This is a genomic window from Allobosea sp. (genome assembly GCF_030695125.1).
Lineage (GTDB): Bacteria > Pseudomonadota > Alphaproteobacteria > Rhizobiales > Beijerinckiaceae > Allobosea.
Genome location: NZ_JAUYTP010000048.1, coordinates 33943 through 59908 on the forward strand (window position 1 = coordinate 33943; position 25966 = coordinate 59908).

At 68.9% G+C, this 25966-nt stretch carries 23 protein-coding genes; 1 reads left to right on the forward strand and 22 read right to left on the reverse strand.

The features are described 5' to 3' along the window. Window positions 1-36 precede the first annotated feature (36 nt). The gene (locus Q8S38_RS17470) at window positions 37-603 is read left to right on the forward strand and encodes a hypothetical protein (protein WP_305681660.1); all 567 of its coding nucleotides are present in this window, start codon (window positions 37-39) and stop codon (window positions 601-603) included. Window positions 604-645: 42 nt separating this feature from the next. Here the strand turns inward: Q8S38_RS17470 and Q8S38_RS17475 are convergent, their stop codons facing one another. From Q8S38_RS17475 to Q8S38_RS17580, 22 genes are all read right to left on the reverse strand, one after another. Then, a complete protein-coding gene (locus Q8S38_RS17475; RefSeq protein WP_305681661.1) occupies window positions 646-1347 on the reverse strand; it encodes a response regulator transcription factor in 702 nt (233 codons plus the stop codon). Further along, window positions 1344-2975: a sensor histidine kinase gene (locus Q8S38_RS17480; RefSeq protein WP_305681662.1), complete on the reverse strand. Its 1632-nt coding sequence runs from the start codon at window positions 2973-2975 to the stop codon at window positions 1344-1346. The genes Q8S38_RS17475 and Q8S38_RS17480 overlap by 4 nt, the downstream gene beginning before the upstream one ends. Window positions 2976-3159: 184 nt before the next feature. Next, entirely contained in the window at window positions 3160-4773 is a 1614-nt protein-coding gene (locus Q8S38_RS17485) for an isochorismatase family protein (RefSeq protein WP_305681663.1), read from the reverse strand. Window positions 4774-4785: 12 nt separating this feature from the next. Next, on the reverse strand, window positions 4786-5634 hold the full coding sequence (locus tag Q8S38_RS17490) for an N-acyl homoserine lactonase family protein (protein WP_305681664.1): 849 nt from the start codon (window positions 5632-5634) through the stop codon (window positions 4786-4788). Window positions 5635-5647: 13 nt separating this feature from the next. After that, a complete protein-coding gene (locus Q8S38_RS17495; RefSeq protein WP_305681665.1) occupies window positions 5648-6532 on the reverse strand; it encodes an amidohydrolase family protein in 885 nt (294 codons plus the stop codon). Further along, the gene (locus tag Q8S38_RS17500; protein WP_305681666.1) at window positions 6529-7641 is read right to left on the reverse strand and encodes a vWA domain-containing protein; all 1113 of its coding nucleotides are present in this window, start codon (window positions 7639-7641) and stop codon (window positions 6529-6531) included. Before Q8S38_RS17500 ends, Q8S38_RS17495 begins: the two co-directional genes overlap by 4 nt. Next, window positions 7638-8522, reverse strand: coding sequence for an AAA family ATPase (locus Q8S38_RS17505; protein ID WP_305681667.1), 885 nt, complete (start codon window positions 8520-8522; stop codon window positions 7638-7640). Before Q8S38_RS17505 ends, Q8S38_RS17500 begins: the two co-directional genes overlap by 4 nt. A gap of 4 nt (window positions 8523-8526) precedes the next feature. Beyond that, window positions 8527-9570, reverse strand: a complete 1044-nt coding sequence (locus Q8S38_RS17510) for a xanthine dehydrogenase family protein molybdopterin-binding subunit (RefSeq protein WP_305681668.1) — start codon at window positions 9568-9570, stop codon at window positions 8527-8529. Between the two features lie 255 nt (window positions 9571-9825). Beyond that, window positions 9826-11595 (reverse strand): xanthine dehydrogenase family protein molybdopterin-binding subunit, encoded by a 1770-nt coding sequence (locus Q8S38_RS17515; protein ID WP_305681669.1) that lies wholly within the window; start codon window positions 11593-11595, stop codon window positions 9826-9828. Window positions 11596-11606: 11 nt separating this feature from the next. Beyond that, the gene (locus Q8S38_RS17520) at window positions 11607-12089 is read right to left on the reverse strand and encodes a (2Fe-2S)-binding protein (RefSeq protein WP_305681670.1); all 483 of its coding nucleotides are present in this window, start codon (window positions 12087-12089) and stop codon (window positions 11607-11609) included. A 10-nt stretch (window positions 12090-12099) separates the two neighbouring features. Beyond that, window positions 12100-12921 (reverse strand): FAD binding domain-containing protein, encoded by an 822-nt coding sequence (locus Q8S38_RS17525; RefSeq protein WP_305681671.1) that lies wholly within the window; start codon window positions 12919-12921, stop codon window positions 12100-12102. A gap of 1 nt (window position 12922) precedes the next feature. Continuing rightward, window positions 12923-13375, reverse strand: coding sequence for an SRPBCC family protein (locus tag Q8S38_RS17530; protein ID WP_069054938.1), 453 nt, complete (start codon window positions 13373-13375; stop codon window positions 12923-12925). Between the two features lie 3 nt (window positions 13376-13378). Continuing rightward, a complete protein-coding gene (locus Q8S38_RS17535; RefSeq protein ID WP_305681672.1) occupies window positions 13379-13816 on the reverse strand; it encodes an SRPBCC family protein in 438 nt (145 codons plus the stop codon). A 12-nt stretch (window positions 13817-13828) separates the two neighbouring features. Further along, window positions 13829-16741, reverse strand: coding sequence for a flotillin family protein (locus Q8S38_RS17540; RefSeq protein WP_305681673.1), 2913 nt, complete (start codon window positions 16739-16741; stop codon window positions 13829-13831). Window positions 16742-16913: 172 nt separating this feature from the next. Beyond that, window positions 16914-17795 (reverse strand): phosphoenolpyruvate hydrolase family protein, encoded by an 882-nt coding sequence (locus tag Q8S38_RS17545; protein WP_305681674.1) that lies wholly within the window; start codon window positions 17793-17795, stop codon window positions 16914-16916. Further along, window positions 17795-20044: an ABC transporter permease gene (locus Q8S38_RS17550; protein WP_305681675.1), complete on the reverse strand. Its 2250-nt coding sequence runs from the start codon at window positions 20042-20044 to the stop codon at window positions 17795-17797. The genes Q8S38_RS17545 and Q8S38_RS17550 overlap by 1 nt, the downstream gene beginning before the upstream one ends. After that, window positions 20037-20840 carry an ABC transporter ATP-binding protein gene (locus Q8S38_RS17555; protein ID WP_305681676.1) on the reverse strand — a complete coding sequence of 268 codons (804 nt, stop codon included), beginning with the start codon at window positions 20838-20840 and terminating at the stop codon, window positions 20037-20039. The genes Q8S38_RS17550 and Q8S38_RS17555 overlap by 8 nt, the downstream gene beginning before the upstream one ends. Beyond that, window positions 20837-21922, reverse strand: coding sequence for a branched-chain amino acid ABC transporter permease (locus tag Q8S38_RS17560; protein ID WP_305681677.1), 1086 nt, complete (start codon window positions 21920-21922; stop codon window positions 20837-20839). Before Q8S38_RS17560 ends, Q8S38_RS17555 begins: the two co-directional genes overlap by 4 nt. 2 nt (window positions 21923-21924) lie before the next feature. Next, complete coding sequence (locus Q8S38_RS17565) at window positions 21925-22935, reverse strand: branched-chain amino acid ABC transporter permease (RefSeq protein ID WP_069054945.1); 1011 nt, start codon at window positions 22933-22935, stop codon at window positions 21925-21927. Beyond that, on the reverse strand, window positions 22928-23800 hold the full coding sequence (locus tag Q8S38_RS17570; protein ID WP_305681678.1) for a helix-turn-helix transcriptional regulator: 873 nt from the start codon (window positions 23798-23800) through the stop codon (window positions 22928-22930). Before Q8S38_RS17570 ends, Q8S38_RS17565 begins: the two co-directional genes overlap by 8 nt. A 163-nt stretch (window positions 23801-23963) precedes the next feature. Then, window positions 23964-25211: an ABC transporter substrate-binding protein gene (locus tag Q8S38_RS17575; RefSeq protein WP_305681679.1), complete on the reverse strand. Its 1248-nt coding sequence runs from the start codon at window positions 25209-25211 to the stop codon at window positions 23964-23966. 287 nt (window positions 25212-25498) lie between these two features. Next, window positions 25499-25885, reverse strand: a complete 387-nt coding sequence (locus Q8S38_RS17580) for a hypothetical protein (protein ID WP_305679384.1) — start codon at window positions 25883-25885, stop codon at window positions 25499-25501. Between the last annotated feature and the right edge of the window lie 81 nt (window positions 25886-25966).

Genomic DNA, 25966 nt, shown 5'->3' on the forward strand with positions numbered 1-25966 from the left:
CAGGCCCGAAACGCGGTCGCAACTGGAGATTGGAACATGTCAACGCGCACGGTGAAGAGCCTTCTCGCAAGTGGTGCTCTCGTTGTCTCGCTCGGTGTCGGCTCGGCCTCGGCGTTCGAGCGCTACAACAGCACGATCAGCGAGGCCGAGGTTCTGGTGGCCCAGAAGAACTGGGGCGATGCTGTCGTCGCCATCTCCCAGGAGAACGACACAAAGGGCTTCGCCGCCGCGAAAGCCGCAGCCGAGGGCGCGCTCGACGGGGCTTACGGCTATAATCTCGGCCCGGTCCTGTTCAAGCCGACCCTGACCAAGAGCCCGCAGACCTTCCGGACGACGCGCGAAGGCGCGCTGGCCTATTTCGTCGGCGGCAATCCCAAGTTTCCCAATGACACCGGCTTCGCGCTGAAGGGCTGGCGCAAGGTCGAGGTTCAGAACGCGGCGATCCAGCTCAACGGGGCGACGGCGACGACGCTCGGCAATGTCTCCTTCACCGACAAGGACGGCAAGGTCACCACCGTCGACAAGTCCTGGACCTTCCGCAAGGACGACCGCGGCGTAATCCGCATCGTCCAGCACCACTCCTCGCTGCCCTTCGGCAACTGAGCCGACGCGCGCGGATACAACGGCAGGATCCGGATGGCGCCCTCAGGGCTCCATCCGGTAGCCGAGTCCGCGCAAGGTGGTGATCGCGGAGGGCTGGCCGTCCGGGTCGATCTTGCTGCGCAGGCGGCGGACATAGACATCGACCACATTGGTCAGGGGGTCTTCGTCGACCCCCCAGACATTGGCGAGAATGCGCTCCCGGCTCAGGACACGGCCGGGCGCCGACATGAACAGCTCCAGCAGCGCCAGTTCGCGCGCCGTCATGGAGAGCTCGGTCCCGGCCCGTGTGACGCGCATGGTGGAGCGGTCGAGTTCGAGCGTGCCCACGACGAGGCTGCGGCTGGCGACGGGCCGGACATCGCGCGAGCGCCGCATCAGCGCCTCGATGCGCGCGAGCAGCTCTTCAAAGGCGAAGGGTTTCACCAGATAATCGTCGGCGCCCATGCGCAGCCCGGAAATGCGGTCCTCAACGGCCCCGAGCGCGGTCAGCATGATGATCGGCGTCGCGATGCCGCTCGCCCGCAGCGTCTGGCAGACCTCGATGCCGTTGATCACCGGCAGCATCAGATCGAGCAGGATGACGCCGGGCTGCTCCGTCTCGCGCCAGGCGGCGGCCAGTTCCCGCGCCAGTGCGATTCCGGCCGGTCCGTCGCGCGCGACGCGGACACGGTAGCCTTCGGCCCGCAGGCCGCGCTCGAGAAAGTCCGCCACCCGCGGATCGTCCTCGACGATCAGGATGTTCATGCACGCTGTCCTTCGTCGTGCGGCGCGTGCCGCCCTGAAGCCTCGAGCGGGAAGCGCAAGCTTACCGTCGTCCCCCGGCCCAGTTCGCTCGCCAGCGCGATCTGGCCGCCCTGCCGCTGCGCGAGCGCACGGGCGATCGCCAGCCCCAGCCCCGTGCCCTCGGGGCGGTGGCTGCGCGCATTGGAGGCTCTGTAGGTCCGCTCGAACACCATCTGCACGTCCTCGGGCGCAATCCCGATGCCCTCATCGGCGATGACGAGCTGCCAGACCGGCGCCTTCGCGCCCTCGCGCAGCACCGCACTCGCGACCGTCACCGTTGAGCCCGGATGCGAATAGCGGATCGCGTTGTCGAGCAGAAGCGTGATGATCTGCTGGATGCGGACCGGATCGTGGCGGAATGCCGCTGGGTCGTCCGCTGTGGTGACGGCGAGCCCGATGTCGCGCTGCGCCGCCGTTGCGGTGACGTTCACCAGCGCCTCTTCGAGGCACATGCGGACATCGCGGACCTGCAGGTCGAGCGCCAGCGTCTCGCCATCGCTGCGCGCCATCATGATCAGGTCGTCGATCAGCGCCGCGAGCTGCTGGGCAGCTTGTCCGACCCGGGCCAGGGCTCCGCGATAGTCCGCTTCCGTCTTGCTGCCGCGCAGCGCGATCTCGGCCTCGCCGCGGATCGCCGTCGTCGGCGTGCGCAACTCATGGCTGATGTCGCCGAGCAGCTGTCGGCGCCGGTGCTCGGATTGTCTCAGCCCGTCCAGCGCCGCCTCGAGTTCGATCGTCCGGTCGGCGACCAGGCTCTCCAGCTCGGCGCGGATCTTCGCCTCCTGCTCGCGGCGCTCCGAGAGCTCGGCCGCCATGCGGTTGATGCTGCCGGCGAAGCTGGCGAATTCGTCCCGCCCGCTGACGGGAATGCGGTGGCGAAGGTCGCCTTGCTGAAAGGCGAGGGCGCCCCGCATCATCTCGGACAGCGGCCGGCGCAGGGCGCGCGCGAAATAGCCGGCCAGACCCAGCGCACACAGGCTCAGCAGCAGCGTCATCAGCAGGGATTGCAGCTTCAGCGCCGCCAGCGCCCGGTCGGCATCGGCGCGGCGGCTGGCGAGCAGCTCGGTTTCCGTGCGGATGCTCTCATTGAGGACCTCGCGCAGATCGCGGCCGGCGCCACGGTCGAACACCGCTTCCAGCGCCGCCCAGGCCGTCAGCACATCGGCCGAGGAGCCGCGCTGGTTGATCGTCTCGATGGCGGGTTTCAGCGCCACCACGCTGGCTGCCAGCAGCCTGAGCGCATCGTCGCGGCGCGCATCGTCTGTGTTGCCGCGCGCTGCGCCGGTCAGCCGGTTGGCTTCCCGGCTGAGCCCCTGCAGCCGGGTGATGGTGTCGGCCATGCTGCTGCGCAGTGCCTCGCCGTCGTTGCGCTCATGCTCGGCGCCGATCAGCGCGCGCAGCGACCAGGCGCGCAGGCGTTGCTTGGTCGCCGACAAGGTGAGGAAGCCGGACTGGAGATCGCCGGCGACGCGGCCGCGAACGACCTGCAGCTCCGCTTTCTCGGCCACCCACCAGCTGAGCCCCCCTTGCGCGAGAACCAGTACCGCCACAGCGGTGAAGGCGCCCAGGAGGCGCGCCCCGAAAGACATCCGATCGCTCCCTCAGCCGGCCATCGCCACGACCATAACCCGGCCGACGCCATCGCGAAATCGGCGCGCGGGAGGGGGCGTGGCTGTGGCGCAGCGTCATGGGACGGGCCGCAGACACAGATGATGGGGATCAACCGTGCGGCGTGAGCCGGAGCGGCGCATTGCCTTCAGCGGGGGGGCGTCATCACGCGGTGGCAGCGATGACCGCGTCGACATCGGTGACAACGCAGACATTCTGCAGCGCGTAATTGACCGACGCCGCATGCCATTCGGCGTTCATGGTCGAGCAGGCATCCTCCGGCACCAACATGAAATAACCCTTGTCGGCGCCGCTGCGCGCCGTGTGCTCGATCGACATGTTGGTCCAGGCGCCGGTGACGATGACGACGTCGCGGCCCAGCGCCTTGAGCACGGTTTCGAGCCGTGTCCCCTCCCACGCGCTCATGCGGCACTTCTCGACGACATGGTCGCCGGTTTGCGCCTCCAGACCCGGCACCGCCGCGCAGCCCCAGGTTCCGCGCACCAGCGCCTTGGCGTCGGCCAACCCTTCGAACAGGGGCGCATTCATGGTGACGCCCGGCGCGCCCGCTTCGACCACGAACCAGACATGAATCACCGGAATGCCGCGCGAGCGTGCCGCCTGCGCCAGACGAGCCGCGTTTGCGATCGCGTTCTGCTGCTTGCAATGCTCCGGCGAACCGGACGACGCGAAGGCGCCGCCTTCCATCACCACGTCGTTCTGCATGTCCTGGATGATCAGCGCGCAGCGCGCCGGATCGAGCCGGTAGCCGGCCGCCGCCTTCTTTGCGCCGCTGGCGGCGATCGTCGCGGCGGGCTTGACGCCGGACACCGGCTCCGTCGCTGCGCCGCGTTCGCGCGGGCCGGCGCCGGCCTTCATATAAGGCTCCGCCCGCGGGCCTATCTTGGTCTCGACGGCATAGAGCGAATGCGTCGCGGTCAGGAACAGCGTGCGCCAGTCGGGCCCGCCCCAGGTCAGGTTGCCGACCAGTTCGGGCACGCGCAGCTTGCCGATCAATTCGCCCTTGATCGTGTAGATCCAGACGCCGCCGGGGCCGCAAACCCATAGATTGCCCTGCGCGTCGCATTTCATGCCATCGGGGACGCCGGGCTCGCTGGCCGAGGCGATTCCGGAGGCGAAGATGCGCCCCGGTCCCAGCCGCCCGTCGGGCAGGATCGGGAAAACGCGGATGTTGTGCTGGACCGTGTCGTTGACGAAAAGCCGGTCCTCCGTCGGGCAGAAGCACAGGCCGTTGGGCTGGTCGAAGAGATAGCGGTCGACCAGGAGCTGCGGTTCGCCGCCTCCGGGGGGAATGCGGTAGACCCCCTGGAAGCCGAGCTGCCGCGGTCGCTCGACGCCGAAGACCGGCATGCGGCCATACCAGGGGTCGGAGAAGTAGATCGACCCGTCGGACTTCACCACGACGTCGTTGGGGCTGTTGAGCTCCTGCCCCTCGAAATGCGAGGCCAGCACCTCGCGCCGGCCGTCCGGCCGCTCGCGGATCAGCGAGGAGGTGGCGTGCTCGCAGACGATCAGGCTGAGGTCGGCATCATAGGTCATGCCGTTGCATTTGTTGGCGGGACGCATGACCTCGCGCACGCCGCTCTTGTCCCAGCGACGGCGGACATCGCCGGGCATGTCGGAGAACAGCAGATGCTGTTCGCGCGGATGCCAGACCGGCCCTTCGCAGAATTCGAAGCCGGTGCCGAGCTGGCGCACTGGCGCCCAGAGATCGACGAGGTCGGCGAAGGCCGGGCGGACGGCGATGTGTGTGGTCATGGCGGCAGGCCCTTACGCCGCGAACCAGTTGCGCGGCGGCAGCGACTGCACGACCGGGCCGGGAACCGCCATATCCATGCGGCCGACGACCTGGCCATGGGCGATCTTGGCCGGCTTGTCATGGACCGGCAGCAGGAATTTGCCCGTCGAGAGCAGCTTCTTGATCGCGGCCTTCTCCTCGCGCTTGGAAACGCCGTGATTGCCGGTGGTGCGTGGCTCGTTGGCGCTGATCTCGTGGAAGGGCGTGACGATCTGATCGTTGAAGTCGTAGATCACGTCGCCGCAGAGGATCGCGCGCCCCTCGACCGTGTCGACATGCACGTTCATCGAGCCCTCGGTATGGGCGCCGGCCGCCTCCAGATAGCAGCCCGGGAACAGCTCGATCATCCCCGAGAGCTCCAGATCCTCGAAGCGCAGCGCGTCGCGCGTGTGCAGCCGGTCGATCAGGTGCTTGATGTCCGGCGCCGGATATTGCGGGTGCATCAGCCCGGAGACCGAGTATTCGAGCTCGCGCCGGTTGACGATGACGGTCGTGTTCATCGGGAAGAGTTCGTCCTTCCCGGCATGGTCGATATGGAGATGGGTGTGCATGACGTAGCGCACGTCGCCCATCCGCACGCCGTGCTTAGCGAGCTGGTTCTCGATCATGTTCTCGTGGAATTGCAGGCCCCGCATGCCCAGGCTTTCCATGATCTGGTTGTGCCGGTAGCCGGTATCGACCACCACCGGCCAGGGGCCGCCGAGGATCAGGAAGCCATAGGTCGGCACACGCCGCGTGCGGCCGCAGTCGCGGCCGAGCACGAGGAAGCTCGATTCCAGCTCGATGTCGCCATAGTCGAGGATCTTGATTTCGAGCGCCATGGAGTCTCTCCCGTCAGGGCTGGGCGAGGCGGTAGACCCGCCGCGCGGTGTGGCTGAAGATGTGATCGGCGGCGTCTGGCGGCACGGCGGCGCGATGGGCGCCGATCAGGTCCGCATAGGTCGTCCAGAGCTTCTCGATCGGGAAATTGGACCCGAACAGGCAGCGCTCCGCGCCGAACAGCGCGAGCGTTTCCGCGACGACGAAGGCAATCTGCGCGGGATCGTTGCGGCGCAGGAAGGTGCCGAGTCCCGAGAGCTTGCTGACGATGTTCGGCCGGGCGGCGAGGGCGGCCATGCCGTCGCGCCACTGCGCCACGCCGTCTGGCGAGACATCCTCCAGCATGCCGGCATGCTGGAGCACGAAGGGCACCTGCGGGCAGGCCGCGGCGAGTTCGGCTGCGCCCGCCATCTGCGGGGCGAAGACCTGCAGGTCGAAGCTGAAGCCGTAACCGGCCAGCCGGCCGATATTGGCCTGCAAGAGCGGGTTGCGGCAGAGATCGGCGCCGCTGGCGAAGCGATAGAGCGGGTTGTCGTGCCAGTGCAGCTGCATCCGCACGCCGCGCACCCGCGGGTTCAACGCCAGCGCGTCGAGCTGCGGCCGGACGTCTTCTGCGAGCATGTCGGCATAGGCGACGATGGCGATCGGGAAGCCGGAGTCGTCGGAGGCCTGCGAGACGAAGGCGACCTCGTCGAGATGACGCGCCGGCGCCCAGTTCGCCTGGACATAGACGGCTTGCGTCACGCCGCAGGGGCGACAATCCGTGAGGTACTCCGCGACCGGATAGTCGCGCCGGATCGGCTCATAGGGGCCAAAAATGCGCGGCTGCATCGGGCCGACGAGCCAGGGCAGGTCGGCCTGGCGCCAGATGTGGAAATGCGAATCGACGGTTCCGGTCATGCCGCGGCTGAGCCTCCGAGCGAAAGGATGTGGCGGCAGATCCGCGCCGTGCTGCCGCCATTGCCCAGGCTGGCGAGCGCGGGTGCGATCAGGCGCAGCGCCTCGGTCTCCGGCCGGTAGCCGGGATCGCTGGCCAGCGGCGTCAGCCAGTCGATGCGGTGGGCGCGGGCCGCAAGCCGCGCCACCGCCGAGACCAGCGCGGCCGGATCGCCGCGTTCGAGCCCATCGGACAACACGACGACGACGGCGCCGCGCGCGTAAGACGCGAAGCGCGGCACGGCGAGGAAGGCCTGCAATGCATCACCAATCCGGGTGCCGCCATCCCAGTCGGCGACGAGACCCGATGCCTCGGCCAGTGCCTGTTCACGCCGCTTGCGACGCAGCGCGCGCGTCACCCGCGTCAGCCTTGTGCCGAAGGTGAAGACCTCAACGCGTGGCGTGGCCTGGACGATCGCATGCGCCAAAGCGAGATTGGCGTCGCTGCGCTGCTTCATCGAGCCGGACACGTCGATCAGCAGCAGGATCGGCCGGGGCCGCGTGACGCGCCGGAGCTTCTTCAGGCTCATCACCTCACCGTCATGGCGGATCGCGGCGCGCAGGCTGCGGGCGAGATCGACGCTTTGCCCTCGCCTGGCACCGCGATGGCGGTAGCCGCGGCGGCGGGGCAGGGCGGCCGGCAGCGCCCGGGCGAAGCGGCGCAGGGTCTCGGCCTCGTCGAGCGGCTGCAAGGCGCGCACGGATAGGGCTTCGGCCCCGGTGGCGGCCTGCCCCGTCTCGTTGACCTCCTCGCCGACGAGGATTTCGCGCGAGCCCGAATCCTCCTGCACCGCCATCTCCTCGTCGGGGGCGAAATCCTCGTCGCCGGGTTCCGCGAGGGCGCCGAGGAAATGCAGGTCGAACAGCGCGTCGAACAGGTCGCGCTGTTCGGGATGGGGCGCGAGCGTCGCGACCGCCGCCTTGCGGATGTGCTCGACACTGCGCGGCCCGAGCAGCTCGATCGCCATCAGGAAGCTCGTCGTCTGCTCCGGCGCGACCGAGAACCCATGGCCGCGCAGCAACGTTGGGAAGGCAACGAACAGGCGTGCCGCGGCGGGGAGGGGGGCGATCATGCCGCCAGCCCCGGGATGATCAGCGGCAGGCGGGGGCGTAAGTGGACGAAATCCTCCTCGTCCTTGATCGCGGTGCCCAGCGACCGGCGGAAGGCCTCCGGCCAGGGCGCTCCGGCCTGGGCGAGCGCGGTCGCGGCCTCCGCCCAGTCGACGGCTTCCGCCACGCCCGGTGGCTTGGCCAGCGGCTCCTGCCGCAAGAGCCCGATGGCGTGGACGACGGCGCGCGCCGTGCCCTCGGCGACGGCCGAGGAGCGCATCATGATGATCTGCGCCTCCCGTTCGGGCTCGGGATAGGCGATGTAGTGGTAGACGCAACGGCGGCGCAGCGCCTCGTGCAGCTCGCGCGTACGGTTCGAGGTCAGCACCACGACCGGGCGCTCGGCGGCGCGCAAGGTCCCGCGCTCGGGGATCGAGATCGAGAAATCGGAGAGGAATTCGAGCAGGAAGGCCTCGAATTCATGGTCTGAGCGGTCGATTTCGTCGATCAGCAGCACGGTGGATTCCGGCCGGCGCAGCGCCGTCAGCATCGGCCGCTCGATCAGGAAATCGTCGCGGTAGATGTCGAGCGTCTCGCCCTCCCGCGCCTGGCGGATCGCCAGCATCTGGCGCGGATAGTTCCATTCATAGAGCGCGGCCGACGCGTCGATGCCCTCGAAGCATTGCAGCCGGATCAGCTGGCGCCCGAGGATGCCCGCGATGGCCTTGGCAGCCTCGGTCTTGCCGACGCCGGGTGCGCCTTCCAGCAGCAGCGGCTTGCCGAGCGCGAGCGAAAGATAGCCGGCGGTGGCGATGCCGTCATCGGCGAGATACATCGCGCCCGTCAGGGCCAAAGCGAGGTCCTCGGGGCTCGAGATTCCGGCGACGGTGGTGCGCAGCGCCATGCCGTCACCGCCAGTTCACGGGGCCGCCCCGGCGCGGGCCGGGCTTGACCCCGCCATTGGCCTTGAGGCCGCGCAGGATCTTCTCGGGCGTGATCGGCAACTCGTCGACGCGCACGCCGACGGCGTTGTAGACGGCGTTGGCGATCGCCGGCAGGACCGGATTGGCGCACATCTCGCCCGGCCCCTTGCCGCCGAATGGCCCGTCCGGCGCCGGGCGCTCCAGCACCGTGACGTGATAGGGCGCGATCTCGCCCGGGCCCGGCATCAGATATTCGCTGAAGTCGCGCGGGCCATGGGCGGTGTCGGGATAATAGGGCTCGGGCGTCTCGTAGAGGGCGTGGCTCATGCCCATCCAGGCGCCGCCGACGAGCTGCTGCTCGACCATGCGCGGATTGATCACCCGGCCGAGTTCATAGGCGCTGGTCATCCTGAGCACCTCGACCTCGCCGGTTTCGTCGTCCACCGCGACATCGGCCACGAGGCAGGCATGGGCGAAGGCGGTGTTGGGGTTCATCTCGCCGGTCTCGGCATCGACCGCCGAGAGCGGGATCAGGAAGATGCCGCGCCCGGCAATCGTCTTGCCCTGCTTGAACTGCGCCGCCTGGGCGGTGGCCTTGACCGTGATCGAGCGCGAGGGCGCGCCGCGGACATGGATGTTGCCGCGGCCGTCGGTGACGAGGTCGCCGGCATCGACCTCGAGCTCCTCGGCCGCCGCCTCCAGCAGCACGCCGCGCGCCTCGCGGGCTGCGACGATGATGGCGTTGCCCATGCGATGCGTGCCGCGCGAGGCAAAGGAGCCCATGTCATGGGGGCCGGTGTCGCTGTCGGCCGTGTCGACATAGACGTCCTCGACGGGCACGCCGAGCGTTTCCGCCGCGATCTGCCGCGAGACCTGCTTCATGCCCTGGCCGAGATCGATGGCCGAGAGCGCGACGGTGAACTTGCCGTCGGGGTTGGAATGGATCAGCGCCTGGCTCGGGTCGCCGCCGAGATTCATCCCGATCGGGTAGTTCACCGACGCCATGCCGCGCCCTTCGTGACGGGCCATGATCAGGAGCCTTTCTGGTGAGGCCGCGGCAAAGCGAGCCTCTTTCCCTCCACCTTGTGGGGAGGGGATAGGGGTGGGGGTGGCGCCGCCTGGTGAGCGTCCAACAAGAAGGTACCCGGCATCAATGATGTGTGGCTTCGGAGATCGCATGCCTCTGCCCCGCGACCCCCACCCCTATCCCCTCCCCACAAGGGGGAGGGGGAGAGCCATTCGGTCGATGCTCTGAGGCCTGCTGATGCGTGCCCATGAAACATCTCAACGCCTCCTGCCGAAGACGGACGAGAAGCGCACCGCGCCATGCTGGGTCTGGGCGGCGGGCGCTGGTGCGGGCGACGGCGGAGCCGGAGGCGGCTGATAGGGCGGGGGCTGCTGGCCGGCGACCGGTTGGTAGGGCGAGGGCTGCGGCGCATAGGCAGCCGGCGCCAAGGGCTGCGTTACCGGCTGCGTCGTGGGGCGCGCCGGCTCGTAGCGCGGCACCTGGGTTGGTGCGGCGCGTCCGTCGCGGGCGCCCTCCATCACCGGCTGCTTGCTCAAGGCGATCCGGGAGGTGCCGGCCGGCAGGGTCTGCGTCGGGCCCGATTGCCGCGTCTCGGGCCGGCCGATCTGGCCGCGCGCGTCGAGCACGGTCGCAGGGATCTGCCCGCGCTCGCCGGCCCCGCCGCCTGTCAGGGACGACTGCCGCTGGCCCTGTTCCGAGATCGGCCAGTTGGCCTTCCCGGCGGCGACCTGAACGCATTCGATCAGCGCCGTGTTCGAGGCCTTGCGCCGATGCGGCTTCATGTCCCCGTCGCGATAGGCGTTGAGGATCCGGAACTCCATCGGGTCCATGCCGGCCGCTTCGGCCAGCCGGTCCATCTGGACCTCCAGCGCGAAATCGACCGCCGTGATGCCGAAGCCGCGCATGGCGGTGGAGGGGCAGCGATTGGTGTAGGCGACATGCACGTCGGAGGCGACGTTGGGGATCCAGTACGGACCCGGCAGATGCGCCGTGCACTTGATCGCGGCATAGCTCGACAGCCGCGTATAGGCACCGGCATCGAAATAGCTGCGGATGTAGCGGGCCACGATGCGCCCGTCGCGCATCAGCGCATCCTTGATGTAGATGCGCTCGGCCCCGCGCGGCGAGCCGTAGAGCATCTCCTCCTCACGATCGAGCACGAAGCGGACCGGGCGGCCCGTCACCATTGCGCCCAGCACCGCCAGCGGCTCGGTGAGCGAGTCGACCTTGCCGCCGAAGCCGCCGCCGACCGTTCCGCCGATGAAATGCAGGCGGTTGGACTCGACCGCGACGATCTTGGCCGCGGTGCCGAGCGCGAAGAACAGGCCCTGCGCGCAGGAATGGACGACAAAGCGGCCGTTCTGCTCGGGCGCCGCGATCGAGCCATTGGTCTCGGTCGGCGCATGCTCGATCGGCGACATCTGGTAGCGATGTTCGAGCACCATGTCGGCGCCCGCGAACGCGCGCTCGACATCGCCGAAGCGCAGCTTCTGATGGTCGAAGCGCTCGTGATATTCGAAGTAATTGGCGGGATAGGTCTCGTTGACGACGGGCGCGCCCGGCTTCAGCGCCTCCTCGACATCGAAAACGGCGGGCATCGGCTCATAGTCGATGCGGACGAGCTTCTTCGCGGCCAGCGCCTGCGCCTCGCTCTCGGCGATGATGGCGACGACGGGCTCGCCGACATAGTGCACCTTGTCGACCGCCAGCGAGGGCTCGTCGTCCTTGCCGAAATTGATCAGGCTGAGCAGCGTGTTCTTGTTCACCGGCACGTCGGCGGCGCGCAGCACGCGCTTCACGCCCGGTGCGCGCGCCGCCGCCGAAACGTCGATCGAACGGATGCGCGCGCTGGCATGGGGGCTGCGCACCACCTTGAGATGCAGCATCCCATCGAAAGCATGGTCGTCGAAATAGCGCGTCAGCCCGGTGACATGGCCGGGCATATCCTGACGCTGGATGCCCTTGCCGACGACGTTGAGGTTGTCGTCGCGCTCATCGGCGAAGAGGTCCTTGCGGAGTTCTAGCATGTCGGACTCCCTCAGGCGCGGCGCAGGCCGGGCGAACCGGCGGCGGCGAGGATCGCGGCGACGATCGGTTCGTAGCCGGTGCAGCGGCAGATGTTGCCGCTGATGGCTTCGATGACCTCGTCGCGGGTGGGGTTGGGGTTTGTGTCGAGCAGGGCTCGCGCCGCCGTCAGCATGCCCGGCGTGCAGAACCCGCATTGCGCGGCGAAATGCTCCATGAACTGCGCCTGCAGCGGGTGCAGCTCGGGTCCGTTCGCCATCCCGGATGCCGTCTCGACCTGCCGGCCCTCGCAGGCGACCGAAAGCGTCAGGCAGGAGAGATGCGGCTCGCCGTCGATCAGCACGGTGCAGACGCCGCAGGCTCCCTGGCCGCAGCCATATTTCGGGGCGAAGTCGCCCATGCTCCGGCGCAGCGTGTTGAGGAGAGTCTCCGGCGCATCGACGAAGGCGGCCCGGTCGGTGCCGTTGAGGCGGAACTGGACGGGAATCTTGGCCATCGCGCGCTCCTCAGCGGGGCTCGCCGGCGAGCAGCCGGCCGAGATGAACGGGCAGGACCTCGCGGCGATACCACTCGCTGGCGATCGCATCGGTCGCGGGGCGGCAGCCTTCGAGCGCGGCCTGTTTGGCGGCGGCGACGGCCGCGGCATCGAGTGCCTTGCCCTCCAGCGCCCGCTCGACGCCGCGCGCGCGGATCGGCGTCGGCGCCATCGCGCCATAGGCCACCCGCGCCTGGCTCACCCGCCCGCCCTCCAGCGGCAGATGCGCGGCGATCGACAGCACCGAAATCCCCTTCGGCTTGACCCGGCTGATCTTCCGGAAGTGGAAATCGCCCGGATTGGCCGGCCGCGGGAACTGGATCGCGCTGACCAGCGCCGGCCCCATGCGCTCGCGGGCCGCCAGGAACTCCTCCAGCGGCGTCGCCCGCCCGCTGCCGAAGCCGGACTGCACCACCACCTGCGCATCGAGCGCGAGCAGCGCCACGGTGAAGTCGCCGTAAGGAGCGGGCGCAAAGAGATTGCCACCCACGCTTGCCATGTTGCGCACGGCCGGGCCGCCGATCGCACGGGCCGGCGCGTGGAGAAAGGCGAGCTCGCGGCTGGCCAGGATCTGGCCCATCGTGACCCCGCCGCCGAGCTCGATGCGGGCGCCATGGGCCTCGATCCGCCGGAAGGCCGGGTCGGTGACGCGCAGCAGCGTGCCCTCGGTCAGCCGGCCCTCATTGACGTCGCGCATCACCAGCGTGCCGCCGCCGATCAGCACCGCCTGCCGGTCCCCGGACAGGATGCCCGCGGCCTCGGAAAGCGTCGCGCAGCTTCTCACAGCGAGCATGTCAGACCGCCTCTCGTGCGAGTTCGGGCAGGCGGCGCACCGCCTCGATACCGTTGGTGTAGACCTCGTCGCCGACGATGCGGGCGAGCTCCGCCTCGCGGCCGCGCGGCGTGGTGAAGCGGCTCTCCCAGTGCCAGAAGGCGCGGTTGCCGTCGGTCACCGGCAGCAGCCGGACATGGGCGACGTAGTTGAAGAGCGGGATCGGCGTGTCGAGCAGGCAGTAGCTGAAGGTCATTTCCAGGTCCGACAGCGTGAGGAGTTGCTCGCGCAGCTCGCTGCCGTCCTGCAGCCAGAACCGGCGCACGCAGCCGATCCGGTCGGACGGGTGGCCGCGCTCGATTTCGCTACGGGCGACGATCGGGTGCCAGCGGTCATGGCCGTTGAAGTCGCGCAGCACCGACCAGAGCAGGTCGACCGGCGCGTCGATGATCGTGCTGCGGACGACGTGAGGCATGCCTCATCCCCCGAATGCGCGCTTGAGGGCGTCGAAACCGCCCTGGAAGACATTGGTGCCGATGCCCTCGACCAGTTCCGCCTCGCGCTCCGGCGCACAGTCGAAATCGGCCGACCATTCGATGAAGGTGCGCTCCTGGTCGGTGATCGGCGTGAGCCGCAGCGTCGCGACGTAATTCGTCAGCGGCATCGGCGAATCCAGGATCGAGTAGGTGCAGAACATGTCGTAGTCGGAGAGCCCGAGCAGTTGCTCGCGCAGCCGGTCGCCGCTGCGCAGCGAGAAGGCGCGGATGCAGCCGACCTTGTCGGCGGGCTCGCCATTCTCGATCCGGCTTTCGGCGATGCGCGGATGCCAGTTCGGCAGGCCGTTGAAATCGCGCACGCGGGCCCAGACCTTGGCGGCGGGGGCGGAGATGACGCTGGAGACGTAGACGCGGGGCATGATGCTGCAGCCTCAGGAGGTCTTGCCGGGGCCGGCTTCGGGGGCAGGGCCCTCGCCGCCGGTCGTAGGCTCGCTCTTGGCATCGCCGCCGCTCTTCGGCCTGGCCGGCTGCGCATCCTTGGCGACGCGCTGCATGTCGGACGCTTCGCGCATCAGACCGCCCATCTTGGCGAGGTTGCCGCCCTCGATGCCGATCTCCTTCAGCACCTGGTCAATCATCGGCGCCTGGACGCGGTAGCGCAGTGCCGACTCGATGACTTCGTCGGTGGGCGAGCGCGCCGCACCGCCGGCTCCGCCCGAGCCGCTGCCACCGGCGAGCCCGTCGACATGGAGAATGCGGATGCCTTCGATCTTCTCCATCGGCTTGACGCTCTCGCGCACGATGCCCTCGATCTTGTCGAGCAGGCGGCGCCGGAACAGCCCGTAGCGGGCGCCGTCGCTGAGCACGTTCTCGGCCTCGTAGAGCAGCTTCTGGGCCTCGGCCTCGACGGTGCGGCGCACCTTGTCGGCCGCGGCGGCGATGTTGGATTCCTCGGCCGCCTTCTCCGCGAGCAGCACCTCGACGGTCTTGCGCCGTTTCGCACCTTCGCTCTCGCGGATCGTCTTGACCTGTTCCTCGGCCTCGACCGCCTTGGCGCGGGCGCTCTCGGCATTGGCCTGGGCGGCGGATTCCTCAAGCGACTTGGTGTAGAGCGCGATCGCCTTGTCCATGGCGGCCGCCTCGACATCGCGCTCCCTCGCGATCTCCAGCTTGCGCAGCTCGCGCTGGCGCCCGACTCGGGCCTCGTCGAGCCCGCGATCCGACGAGATGCGGGCGCGCTCGACCTCCTCGTTGGAGGCGATCTGCGCCTCCTGCAGAGCCTGAGTCCGGGCGATCTCGAGCTGCTCCAGCGCGCGCCGGCGCTCGATCCGGGCAGCCTCCAGCGCCTGTTCGCGGACGATGTCGACGGATTCGACCTGCTGCTTGGCGGCGATCTCGGCCTGGCGCAGCGCGCTGTCGGCGTCGGTGCGCTCGACCCTCTTGGCGGCGAGCACGATGGCGCGGTCTTCCTCCGCCACCTCGACCGCCTTCTTCTGGGCGATCTGCAGCATCTCGCGGGACTTCGCCGCGTCGATGCGCTCTTCGTCCAGACCGAGTTCCGTGGCGATGCGCCGGCGCTCGACGGTGTCGCGGCGCTTCAGCTCGGCGGTGTCGAGATCGGCGTTGCGGCGGATCTCCAGCTCCTTCGTGGCGAGTTCCGCCGCGATCCGTTCGGCAGCGACGACCTTCTCCTGGGCGATGCGCGCGGCTTCCGTCGCCTCGCGCGCGGCGATCTCGGCGGTGTCGATCGCCTGGTTGCGGGCGATCTCGAGATTGCGGACCTCCTCGTCGCGGCGGATGCGCTCGCTGGCGACGGTCCGCTCCTGGCTGATGCGCGCCTTCTCGACGCTCTCGCGCGCCGCGATCTCGGCGGACTCGATCGTCTCGGTCTGCTCGATCTCGAGCAGGCGCTTGCGCTGCTCCAGCGCGATGCGCTCGGCCGTGAGCACGTTTTCCTGCGCGATGCGGGCCTTCTCGACCGCCTCGCGGGCGGCGATCTCGGCCTCGTCGAGGGCGCGGTTGCGGGCGATGCCGAGCGCGCGGACGCGCTCCTCCTGGCCGATGCGGGCGGTATCGACCGCCTCGCGCGCCGCGATGTCCTCCTGGTCGAGCACGCGGGTGCGCTCGATCTCGCGGTTGCGGATCTCCTGCTCGCGGATGATGCGCTCGGCGCTGATCGCGGTTTCCTGCAGGATGCGCGCCTTTTCGGTCGCCTCCCGCGCCGCGATCTCGGCGGCTTCGAGCGTCTGCGCGCGTTCGATCTCCTTCTGGCGGATGTCGCGCTCGGAGGCGATGCGGGCGGCGCTGATCGCCTGTTCATTGGCGATGCGGGCCTTCTCGATCAGCTCGCGCGAGCTGATCTCGGCCTCCTCGACGGCCTGCGTCCGCGCGATCTCCTGCTGGCGGATGTCGCGCTCGGAGGCGATGCGCGCCTCGCTGATCGCGCGCTCGTTGGAGATGCGCGACTTCTCGATCTCCTCGCGCGAGAGAATCTGCGCCTGCTCGGCTTCCGTATCGCGGGCCGCGCGCTCGCGGGCGATCTCGGCCCGCTGCACGGCGCGCTTGATCTCGATCTCGCGCTGCTGTTCGAGGCGCGCTGCCTCGCTGTCGCGCTCGATGTCGAGCGCCTGGCGTTCCGCCTCGAGGTTGCGGGTGCGGATGCGGATCATCGAATCCTGCTCGATGTCGTTGCGCAGCTTCCGCTTGTCCTCGATCTCCTCGATGATCCGCGTCAGGCCGGCGGCGTCGAAGCGGTTGGAGGGGTTGAAATACTGCAGGTCGGTCTGGTCGAGGTCGGTGAGCGCGACCGATTCCAGCAGCAGGCCGTTCTGGTCGAGCGCCTCGGCCGCGGCCTCCTTGACGCGCTGGACATACATCCCGCGCTGCTCGTGCATCTCCTCCATCGTCATCTCGGAGGCGACGGTGCGCAGCGCCGAGATGAACTTGCCCGACAGCAGGGCGTGGAGCTGGTCGGGCTGGAGCGTGCGGCGGCCCAGCGTCGCGGCCGCGACCGAGACCGAATCCCGCTCCGGCTTCACCCGGACATAGAACTCCGCGTCGATGTCGACGCGCATCCGGTCGCGGGTGATCAGCGCGTCGTTGCTGGCGCGCGTCACGGCGAGCTGCAGCACGTTCATGTTGACGGGCGTGACGTCGTGGATGATCGGCAGCACGAAGGCGCCGCCATTGATCACCACCCGCTCGCCGAACAGGCCGGTGCGGACGAAGGAGACCTCCTTCGACGAGCGCCGATACAGCCAGTTCACCAGATAGACGACAATGGCGATGACGATCACCGCCACGATCAGCCAGAGGATCAGCGATCCGATCAGCTGTCCCGTCATCGTGAGGCCCTCCCAATCCATGTCGCTGTTTGGTTCGAAACGTCGTCGTCATCCCGGACAAGCCGCGTCAGCGGCGCCGATCCGGGATCCATTCCTGAACCGGCCCGGAATGGATCCCGGGTCTCCCTTCGGTCGCCCGGGATGACCCGCGCGGTTGGATCAAGACACACCCTCATAGGTTCCGGCCCTTGCCCGCCTTGCCGGTGGACTTTTTGTTCGTGAGATCGCGCCCGATGCGCTTGAAGGCGCGCGTCTGGTCGCGGATCGCGACTTCTACCGGCAGGCGCTCCATCGAGGAGGCGCCGTAGAAGCCATGGCAGTGCTTCGTGTGCTTCATGATGAAGTCGGCATCCGCCGGCTCGGCGACCGGGCCGCCATGCACGAGGATGAGCGCGTCCTTCTTGACCGCGAGCGCGGCCGCGGCCCAGGCATCGACCAGCGCCGGGCAGTCGGCGAGCTTCAGCGCCGTCTCGGCGCCGATCGCCCCGCCCGTCGTCAGCCCGAGATGGCAGACGATGATGTCGGCGCCCGCTTTCGCCATGGCGCGCGCATCGGCCTCGCAGAAGACATAGGGCGTCGTCAGCAGGCCCTTGGCGTTGGCGAGTCGGATCATCTCGACCTCGAGGCCAAAGCCCATGCCGGTCTCTTCGAGGTTCTTGCGGAAGATGCCGTCGATCAGCCCGACGGTCGGGAAGTTCTGCACCCCGGCGAAGCCGATCCGCGCGACCTCGTCGAGGAAGACGTCCATCCGCCGGAACGGGTCGGTGCCGCAGACGCCGGCGATCACCGGCGTCGACTTCACCACCGGCAGCACCTCGGCCGCCATCTCCATGACGATGGCGTTGGCGTCACCATAGGGCATGAGCCCGGAGAGCGAGCCGCGGCCGGCCATGCGGTAGCGACCGGAATTGTAGATGACGATGAGGTCGATCCCGCCGGCCTCCTCGCATTTGGCCGACAGCCCGGTGCCGGCGCCGCCGCCGACGATCGGCTCGCCGGCCTTCACCATCGCCCGGAAGCGCTTCAGCAGGCTCTTCTTGTCGAAGCTCGCCATCAGGCCCCTCCTGCCTTCGCCCGCTCGCGCCGGCGCCCCGCATGCAGCGCGCGGAACTGCTGCACGAGGGCGGCGGCGAAGGCCGGGTCGTTGATGTGATGCGGGCAGCGGATCAGCTGCCGCGTCGGCGTCTGGCGCACGGTCTGCTCCAGCGCCTGGAACAGGGCGGCGTCGGCGGCCGGATCGTGGAAGGGCTTGCCGGGGGCATCGAGCGCCGAGACGCCGCGCTCGGGCAGGAGGAAGCGCACCGGCCCCTCCATCAGGTTCAGCCGCTCGCCGATCCAGCGCCCCATCCGGGCGTTCTCCTCGGCGGTCGTCCGCATCAGCGTGATCTGCGGGTTGTGCGGATAGAGATTGCGGCCCCGGTAGCGCTCCGGCACCGTCTCGGGCGCGAAGAAATTGACCATGTCGAGCGCCCCGACGGAGCCGACATAGGGGATGCGGGTGCGGATGATCGCGCCGAAGCGGTCTTCCGTCGCCGGCAGGAAGCCGCCCATCATCATGTCGCAGATTTCGGTGGTGGAGACGTCGATGACGGCCCCGACCAGCCCGGAGTCGACCAGCTTCTCCAGCGCCCGCCCACCCGTGCCGGTGGCGTGGAAGACGAGCGGCTCCCAGTCGGCCTCCAGCAGCCGCGAGACCTGCTGCACGCAGGGCGTCGTCACGCCGAACATGGTGAGCCCGACGAGCGGCTTCTCGGGCTCGGCGCGCCGCGTCGTCGCCGGTCTGGTGAGATCGGCCAGCCGCGCCTTGGCCATGGCGGCCATCGCCCGCGCCCCGTTGCCGAGCACCAGCCGCGAGACCCGGTTGATCCCCTGCACATCGGTGACGGCATGCATCATGGTGATGTCGGCGGCGCCGACATAAGCCGAGACATCGCCCGAGGCCATGGTCGAGATCATCAGCTTCGGCAGCCCGATCGGCAGGGCCTGCATCGCCGGCGTCACCATCGCGGTCGCCCCCGAGCCACCGGCCGAGATCACGCCGAGAACGCCCTGCTGGCGCGGGAGCCAGGCCTTGAACGCCTCCGTCATCGCCGCCACGGCCGCGCCGCGGTCACCCGACGCGATGCCGGCCGAGCCGCGCGGATGGGCGAGCGCGATCTCCTGCGGGGTGACGTCGCCGCCGGCACTGCGGCCCGAGGTCGAGATGTCGACGAGCCGCGCCCGAACCCCGTCGGCCTGGACGAGATCGCGGATGAAGCGCAGCTCCTCGCCCTTTGTGTCGAGCGTGCCGACGACGATGACATGCGGCTCGCCGCTGCCCGAGGGCGCCTGGCGCCGGCCGTCCGCGACCCGGGTGCCGTCGCGCGTCGCCAGCGTCGGGCGCGAGATCGTCCGCGCCTGCGCCTCGATCCGCGCCGCCGGGACGGGCTGCGACCAGCGCGTCGGGATGACCGGATTGGCGTTGTAGACCCGCATCGGGCCGCTCGGCGGGGCTGGGGCGAGGGCCGCCCCGTTTTCGGACGTCTCCGCCGGTTCGGGCGCGCCGTCGGTTTCGTCATGGCTGTGCCGGCCGACGCCGAGCAGGCGCTGCTGCAGGTCGCGGTCGCCGGCCAGCGTCACTGATGCGATGATGCGGTTGATCCGGCCATTGACCATGATGGCGACCGGGTCCGACATTTCGGTCGCGACACCGATATTCTGCTCGATCACGAGGATCGCCACGTCGCCCTGCTCGGCGAGGCGCACCAGCATCTCCTCGACATGGGCGACGATGACGGGCGCGAGACCCTCCGTCGGCTCGTCCATGATCAGCAGGCGCGGATTCATCAGCAGGGCGCGGCTGATCGCCAGCATCTGCTGCTCGCCGCCCGAGAGCTGGGCGCCGCCATTGTTGCGGCGCTCCGCCAGCCGCGGGAAGGCCTCGTAGATCCGCTCCGGCGTCCAGGCCCCGCGCTTGGAGCGCTGCATCAGCCGCAGATGCTCGTCGACTGTGAGCGAGCGCCAGAGCCGGCGCCCCTGCGGCACATAGCCGATGCCGAGCCGCGCGATCTCGGCCGGGCTGCGCCCCGCGATCTCCTCGCCGAAGAAGCGGATCGAGCCCGAGCTGACCGGCACCAGCCCCATGATCGCCTTGCACATGGTCGTCTTGCCCATGCCGTTGCGGCCGACCACGGAGAGCACGCCGCTCTGGAGCGTGAGGTCGACGCCCTGCAGCGCATGGGAGCGCCCATAGAAGACGTTGAGACCGGCGATCTGCAGGATCGGCACGCCGACGCCGGGCGGGGCCTTGAGGCGCTCAGCCATGCCCGCCTCCGACATGTCCGCCGCCGAGATAGAGCTCCTGGACTTCCGGGTCGCTCTCGATCTCCTGAGGCGCGCCTTCCTTGAAGATGCGGCCGTTGTGCATCATCGTCACGCTCTCGACGACGCGCAGCGCCACATCCATGTCGTGCTCGATGATGATGTAGCCGATATGGCTCGGCAGCGAGGTGAGGATGTGGACGAGGTCGCGCCGCTCGGTCGGCGAGAGCCCCGCCGCCGGCTCGTCGAACAGGATGAAGCGGGGCGCGCCAGACAGGGCGAGCGCGATCTCGAGCTGGCGCTGCTGGCCATAGGCGAGCTCGCCGACCAGCCTGTCCTTGACGGCCGAGAGATGCACCGCCTCGACCAGCGTCTCGGCCGCATGGACCAGCGCGTCGTCCCGGCGCGGGCGCAGCAGCGAGAAGCGGTTCCGCGAGACACCCCGGCAGGCGAGATAGACGTTGTCGAGCACCGAAAGCCCGGTGAACAGCGACGAGATCTGGTAGGTCCGGCGCAGACCCCGCCGGATCCGCTCCTGCGGCGGAAAGGCGGTAACGTCCTCGCCGAAGAAGCGGATCACGCCCGAACTCGGCGCGAAATCGCCGGTGACGCAGTTGAACAGCGTCGTCTTTCCCGCCCCGTTCGAGCCCAGCACGGCGCGCCGCTCGCCGGGCTTCACCGAGAGCGTGATGTCGGTCAGCGCCGCCAGCGCGCCAAACAGCCGCGAGACCCCGCGCAGTTCGAGCGCGTTGGCGGAGCCCGCCGCCGTCAGCCGCTCGCGGGAGACGACCGCGCTCATGGTGCGCCTCCGCCGGAGCCCATCTGGCTGTCGCGGGCGTCGCGGCCGCGGCGATAGCGCTCGCGCAGCCGCTGGAAGATGCCGATCAGCCCGTCGGGCGAGAACAGCACGATGACCAGGAAGCCGAGCCCGATCAGCAGCTGGTAGCGCCGCCCGTCGAGGCCGACACCCTCGAGCACGTCGAGCGCGAAGGTGCGCAGCAGCACATAGACGAGCGCGCCGATGAAGGGGCCGATCGGGCGGCTCAGGCCCCCGACCACCGCGATGATCAGCATGTCGACGACGGGCCCGACGCCGGCCGTGCCGGGCGAGATCTGGCGCTGGTACCAGACCAGCAGCACGCCTGCCGAGGCGGCGATCAGCGAAGCGAAGGTATAGGCGGCGATGCGATGCGCGACGACGTCGAAGCCGAGCGCCGCCATGCGGCGGGGGTTGTCGCGCGTGCCCTGCAAGGCGAGCCCGAAGGGGGCCCGCGAGACATAGATCACCGCGCCATAGGCCAGCCCCGCACAGGCCAGCGTCAGGTAGTAGAAGGGCAGGCTCTGGCCCCAGTCGATGCCCAGGAAGACCGGCGGCAGGATGCCGTTGAAGCCGCTGAAACCATTGAAGATCGTATAGTTCTGCAGCGTCAGGTAGTAGAAGGCCGAGGCGATCGCGAGCGTGATCATGATCGTGTAGATGCCCTCGGTGCGCACCGAGAGCGCCCCGCTCAGCGTGCCGAACAGCGTCGCGACCAGGATCGCGACCGGCACCGCCGTCCACCATGGCCAGTTCAGGCTGATCTGGGTGATGGCGCTGCCACCGAGGATCGCCACGAGGTAACCGGCAAAGCCCGCCACCGTCATCTGGATGAGGCTGACGATGCCGCCATAGCCGGCCAGGAACATCAGGCTGAGCGCGACCATGCCCAGGATCATCGCATAGGCGATGATCTGGACAAGCCAGAACGGGCTGGCGATGGCGGGCATGGCGAGCAGCAGGGCGGCCACGATCCAGAAGGCGGTGCCCCGCCGGGCAACCCAGTCCCCGAAGCCCTCCTGGGGACGGGCGCGCTGCTCCAGATCGAGGTCGGCGATGGCCATCGTCAGCGCCTCGCCGCCAGGCCTTCGGGCCTGATCGCCAGCACCGCGACCATGATCAGGAAGGTCAGCATCACCGCATAGGTCGGCATGTAGACCGAGCCGAACTGCTCGGCGAGGCCGACGATCAGCGCCCCGACCGCCGCGCCCGGGATCGAGCCCATGCCGCCTACGATGACGACGACGAGCGAGGACAGCAGGATGCGCGTATCCTCGCCCGGCTGCAGCGACTGGAAGGTGCCGCCGACGACGCCGGCGAGGCCCGCGAGCCCGGCCCCGAAGGCGAAGACCATGACGAAGACGAGTTGCACGCGCACGCCGGTCGCCGACAGCATGTCGCGGTCGTCCACCCCGGCGCGCACCAGCATGCCGACCCGCGTGCGGTTGAGCGCCAGCCACATCAGCACGCCGACGACGATCGCCCCGATCAGGATGGCGATGCGCACCAGCGGATAGGTCATCATCACCGCCTCGCCATTGCTGCGCAGCGCGACCGCCAAGGGCAGCGTCACCGGCCCCGAGAGCCAGTCCGGCGCGGTGACCTGGAAGGTGTCGCCGCCATAGCTCCACAACAGCAGGTCGGCGAAGATGATCGAGAGCCCGATGGTGACGAGCGTCTGGCGGAGGTCCTGGCCTTCCATCCAGCGGAACAACAGCACCTGCATGAGGATGCCAGCCAGCGCCACGACGAGGAAGGCGACCAGCAGCGCCATCAGCCAGGAGCCGGTCCATTCGCCGACGCTGTAGCCGACATAGCCGCCGAACAGATACAGCGAGCCATGCGCGAGGTTGACGTTGCGCATCAGCCCGAAGATCAGCGTGAACCCGCTGGCGACCAGGAAATACAGCGCCCCCAGAGTGATGCCGTTGAACAGCGCGCTCAGGAAGACGCGCTTGCGCCCGAACATCGCCTCCATCCCCGGCGTCCAGATCGAAAAGACGAGCCAGGCCAGGACGGCGAGCGCCAGCAGGATGATCAGCGACCAGATCGGGCGGCGGGCGACGAAATCAGACATGGCAGGCCCGCAGCGACGGGCCGGAGAGCTGCGGCACTTGGCCGATACGGCGCAGGACGCGGCGATAATCGCGCGGCGCCATGCCCATATGGGCGGTGAAAAAGCGGGTGAAGACGCTCTGGCAGGAGAAGCCGAGCGTCTGGCTGATCTGCGTCACCGGATCGCCCGAGAGCACGAGGCGATCGAGCGCGGCATCAAGCCGGACGGTGTTGGCGAAGACGGTCGGGGTGACGCCGACCTGCTCGCGGAAGAGCTTGAAGAAATGCGCTCGCGACAGCCCGGCCTCCCGGGCGACACGTGCGAGCGCGCCCTCATGGGCGGGATGGGCCTCGATCAGGCGCTGCGCCCGCGCCACCCGCCGGTCGAGCACGCTTTCCGGCGCGACATGCAGCAGGGCGGAGGCGAGGTCCTGTCCGATCGGCTCGCTCGAGGCCTGGGCCAGAGCCATCAGCACTGGTGCCAGATTGAGGTCGCGATGCGCCGACAGCAGCATCTCGACCGCCTCGTCGCGCCAGGAGGCGAGTTCGCGGGTGATCACCAGCTCGGACGCCGGGAAGGCGAGCGCGCCAGGCGGCATCATGGTCTGGGCCGCGAGCCATTCGGGCTTGAGATAGACGACGAGGAAGAGGCCGAGCGCGCCCGCCCGTTCCGGCTGGAAATTGTGCGGCTCCCACGGGTTGATCGCCACACCCATGAAGGGGTCGACCAGCGTGGTGCGGCCATTCACGGTGACGAGGCCGCGCGATCCTTCGAGAAAGAAGATCAGATGGGCCTCGCGGTGGGCGTGCAGCACCAGCGGGCGGTCGAGATCGTAGATCGCGACGCGGCCGAAGGGACCGTGGCAGACCGCAACTGCGCGACTCATGATGCCTCGCGAAAGTAGGTCCGACGCAGGAAGCTGGGCCTCGTCGGGCAAGCCGCCGGCTTGGCACCGCGAGATCCGCTCGCAGGCGCCGGGGGTCGGGACGTCACGGAAGCGGAGGGGGCACGCATTGGCGCGGGTCCCCTCCATCAGGCGCTCGCGCGCCCTATTTCTTGCATTCCGGATTGGTCCGGGACGGCAGGCCGATCGCCTTGAACGCCTCCAGCGAGAGGCCCAGCGTCTGCGTCACGTCCGGCACGGCGCGCACGAACTTGTTGGTCAGATCGCCATTGGGCAGCTCGGCGACCTCGGTGATGAAGGTCGTGGCGATCGCCTGCCGGTTGTCGTCGAGCCGGATCTTGCCGTTGGGCGCATTCAGCTCGACCTTGGCCAGCTCGGCGCGCAGCTTGGCGCCGCCATCCGAGAGGTCGCCCTTGACCTTGTCCATCGCGATCGAGAGCGCCATCACGGCGTTGTAGTAGTTGGTCGCGAAGAGCGAGGGGCTGGCGAAGCGCTTGTCGGCCGGGAACGCCTCCTGATAGGTCTTGACCCAGGCCTTCCAGCGCGGATCGTCCCAGGCGTCGGCGACGCCGCCGGAGGAGGGCGTGCCGACCAGAAGGCGCTTGGCGGCGCCCTTCGACGACAGCACGGTCTGGTCGACCATGATCGAGCCGCCGATGAACTTCGCCTTGCCGCCGGTCTGGCTGTACTGGTTCAGGAAGTTGACCGCGTCACCGCCGCCCAGGCCGAGGAAGACGGCGTCGACATCGTCGGGGATGTTGGCGATCACCGAGCCGAAATCCTTGGTGCCGAGCGGCACCCACTGGCGCTGGACAATCTCGCCGCCCGCCCGGCAATAGCCGATCGCGAAGCCGAAGACCTGCGTATAGGGGAAGGAGTAGTCCTCGGCGATCACCGAGATCTTCTTGAAGCCCTTGTCCTTCAGCACGTATTCGCCGAGACCGGCCATCCACATCGCGCCGTCGCTGTTGAAGCGGAAGAAGTTCGGCGAGGGATTGACGAAGGTCGTCTCGAGCGCGCCCGACGAGCCGTTGACCATGACGAGGTTCGGCACCGTCTTGCTGTAGTCGCGCATGGCGATGCCTTCGGAGCCCGACAGCGGCCCGATGATGAGCTGCACCTTGTCCTGCTCGACCAGCTTGCGGGCCGCACGCAGTGCGGAATCCGGGCTGGCGTCGGTCGCGGTGATGATGAGCTCGAATTCGCGTCCGGCGAGCTTGTTGCCGAGCTCCTTGGCCGCGATCTGGACGCCGCGGACGCCGTCTTCACCGCCGGACGTCAAAGCGCCCGACAGTGTCGCCATCACACCGATCTTGAGTTTTTCCTGGGCATGCGCGGCCGGTGCAGCCGCGACGAAACAGGCCGCGACAGCGGCCGCAAGCGTCTTGCGCATCGTAGTCCTCCCTGCGTGCTGGCCGCGCCGAAGGTTCTGACGGCGAAGCCGGTGGCGGCTTTTGGATCCGCTCTAAACACACGGTAACATAGCGCCGGACGCTGCCAAGGCCGCGGATATTGCGCTGGGTCTGCTTTTTGGCTGCTGCCATCGCCCCTGAGGCGCTGTGCCCGGCAGCCTCGCGCACCTTCCGTTCGCAGCCGGTATGACCACGAGGGCGCCCCCCTGGAGCTTCAGCTCCAGGGGGGCGGGGGATTGATGAGCTCGCCGGGCCTTGCAGCTGTGGCTTACCGGCAGATGGTCTTGTAGCCGACGACGATGGTCTCGCCCGAGTAGCGGTCGAAGCGCTTGATCGGCTTCTCGAAGCACTCCTCCTCGGCCTCGACGAAGCGCACTGGGCGCTGGTGACCGTAATCAGCCCGACGCACGTCGCGATCATGGAAGCTGCGGTGGCGAGGCTCGGCCGCACGGGCCTGGTTGCTGATGATCGCCGCGCCGATGAGGGCACCGGTGACACCGAGCAGGGCCCCGGCGACGGCCGTCTTGCGGCTGTGCTGCTTGACCGGCTTGACCTCGAAGCCGCGATCGGAGGCAGACGCGCTGGAGACGAAGGAACCGCTGATCATGGCGACGGTCAGGGCGGCGGCGACGGTCTTGGTGAAGCTCTTGGTCATGACGCTCATCCTCTGGCTGGGCGGCGATCCGTTCGCCGATGAATTGACCCTAGAGCCAGGCCCATCGGTGCGCTGTTCCCG

What these genes read in the sequence shown, in the direction of transcription:
- Q8S38_RS17535 (WP_305681672.1), bottom strand. Translation starts at nt 13,816, where the DNA reads ATGCCCCGCGTCTACGTCTCCAGCGTCATCTCCGCCCCCGCCGCCAAG.
- Q8S38_RS17520 (WP_305681670.1), bottom strand. Translation starts at nt 12,089, where the DNA reads ATGGCCAAGATTCCCGTCCAGTTCCGCCTCAACGGCACCGACCGGGCC.
- Q8S38_RS17580 (WP_305679384.1), bottom strand. Translation starts at nt 25,885, where the DNA reads ATGACCAAGAGCTTCACCAAGACCGTCGCCGCCGCCCTGACCGTCGCC.
- Q8S38_RS17525 (WP_305681671.1), bottom strand. Translation starts at nt 12,921, where the DNA reads ATGCTCGCTGTGAGAAGCTGCGCGACGCTTTCCGAGGCCGCGGGCATC.
- Q8S38_RS17530 (WP_069054938.1), bottom strand. Translation starts at nt 13,375, where the DNA reads ATGCCTCACGTCGTCCGCAGCACGATCATCGACGCGCCGGTCGACCTG.
- Q8S38_RS17475 (WP_305681661.1), bottom strand. Translation starts at nt 1,347, where the DNA reads ATGAACATCCTGATCGTCGAGGACGATCCGCGGGTGGCGGACTTTCTC.
- Q8S38_RS17470 (WP_305681660.1), top strand. Translation starts at nt 37, where the DNA reads ATGTCAACGCGCACGGTGAAGAGCCTTCTCGCAAGTGGTGCTCTCGTT.
- Q8S38_RS17565 (WP_069054945.1), bottom strand. Translation starts at nt 22,935, where the DNA reads ATGTCTGATTTCGTCGCCCGCCGCCCGATCTGGTCGCTGATCATCCTG.
- Q8S38_RS17575 (WP_305681679.1), bottom strand. Translation starts at nt 25,211, where the DNA reads ATGCGCAAGACGCTTGCGGCCGCTGTCGCGGCCTGTTTCGTCGCGGCT.
- Q8S38_RS17495 (WP_305681665.1), bottom strand. Translation starts at nt 6,532, where the DNA reads ATGACCGGAACCGTCGATTCGCATTTCCACATCTGGCGCCAGGCCGAC.
- Q8S38_RS17545 (WP_305681674.1), bottom strand. Translation starts at nt 17,795, where the DNA reads ATGGCGAGCTTCGACAAGAAGAGCCTGCTGAAGCGCTTCCGGGCGATG.
- Q8S38_RS17485 (WP_305681663.1), bottom strand. Translation starts at nt 4,773, where the DNA reads ATGACCACACACATCGCCGTCCGCCCGGCCTTCGCCGACCTCGTCGAT.
- Q8S38_RS17500 (WP_305681666.1), bottom strand. Translation starts at nt 7,641, where the DNA reads ATGATCGCCCCCCTCCCCGCCGCGGCACGCCTGTTCGTTGCCTTCCCA.
- Q8S38_RS17505 (WP_305681667.1), bottom strand. Translation starts at nt 8,522, where the DNA reads ATGGCGCTGCGCACCACCGTCGCCGGAATCTCGAGCCCCGAGGACCTC.
- Q8S38_RS17490 (WP_305681664.1), bottom strand. Translation starts at nt 5,634, where the DNA reads ATGGCGCTCGAAATCAAGATCCTCGACTATGGCGACATCGAGCTGGAA.
- Q8S38_RS17550 (WP_305681675.1), bottom strand. Translation starts at nt 20,044, where the DNA reads ATGGCTGAGCGCCTCAAGGCCCCGCCCGGCGTCGGCGTGCCGATCCTG.
- Q8S38_RS17510 (WP_305681668.1), bottom strand. Translation starts at nt 9,570, where the DNA reads ATGGCCCGTCACGAAGGGCGCGGCATGGCGTCGGTGAACTACCCGATC.
- Q8S38_RS17540 (WP_305681673.1), bottom strand. Translation starts at nt 16,741, where the DNA reads ATGACGGGACAGCTGATCGGATCGCTGATCCTCTGGCTGATCGTGGCG.
- Q8S38_RS17515 (WP_305681669.1), bottom strand. Translation starts at nt 11,595, where the DNA reads ATGCTAGAACTCCGCAAGGACCTCTTCGCCGATGAGCGCGACGACAAC.
- Q8S38_RS17560 (WP_305681677.1), bottom strand. Translation starts at nt 21,922, where the DNA reads ATGGCCATCGCCGACCTCGATCTGGAGCAGCGCGCCCGTCCCCAGGAG.
- Q8S38_RS17480 (WP_305681662.1), bottom strand. Translation starts at nt 2,975, where the DNA reads ATGTCTTTCGGGGCGCGCCTCCTGGGCGCCTTCACCGCTGTGGCGGTA.
- Q8S38_RS17570 (WP_305681678.1), bottom strand. Translation starts at nt 23,800, where the DNA reads ATGAGTCGCGCAGTTGCGGTCTGCCACGGTCCCTTCGGCCGCGTCGCG.
- Q8S38_RS17555 (WP_305681676.1), bottom strand. Translation starts at nt 20,840, where the DNA reads ATGAGCGCGGTCGTCTCCCGCGAGCGGCTGACGGCGGCGGGCTCCGCC.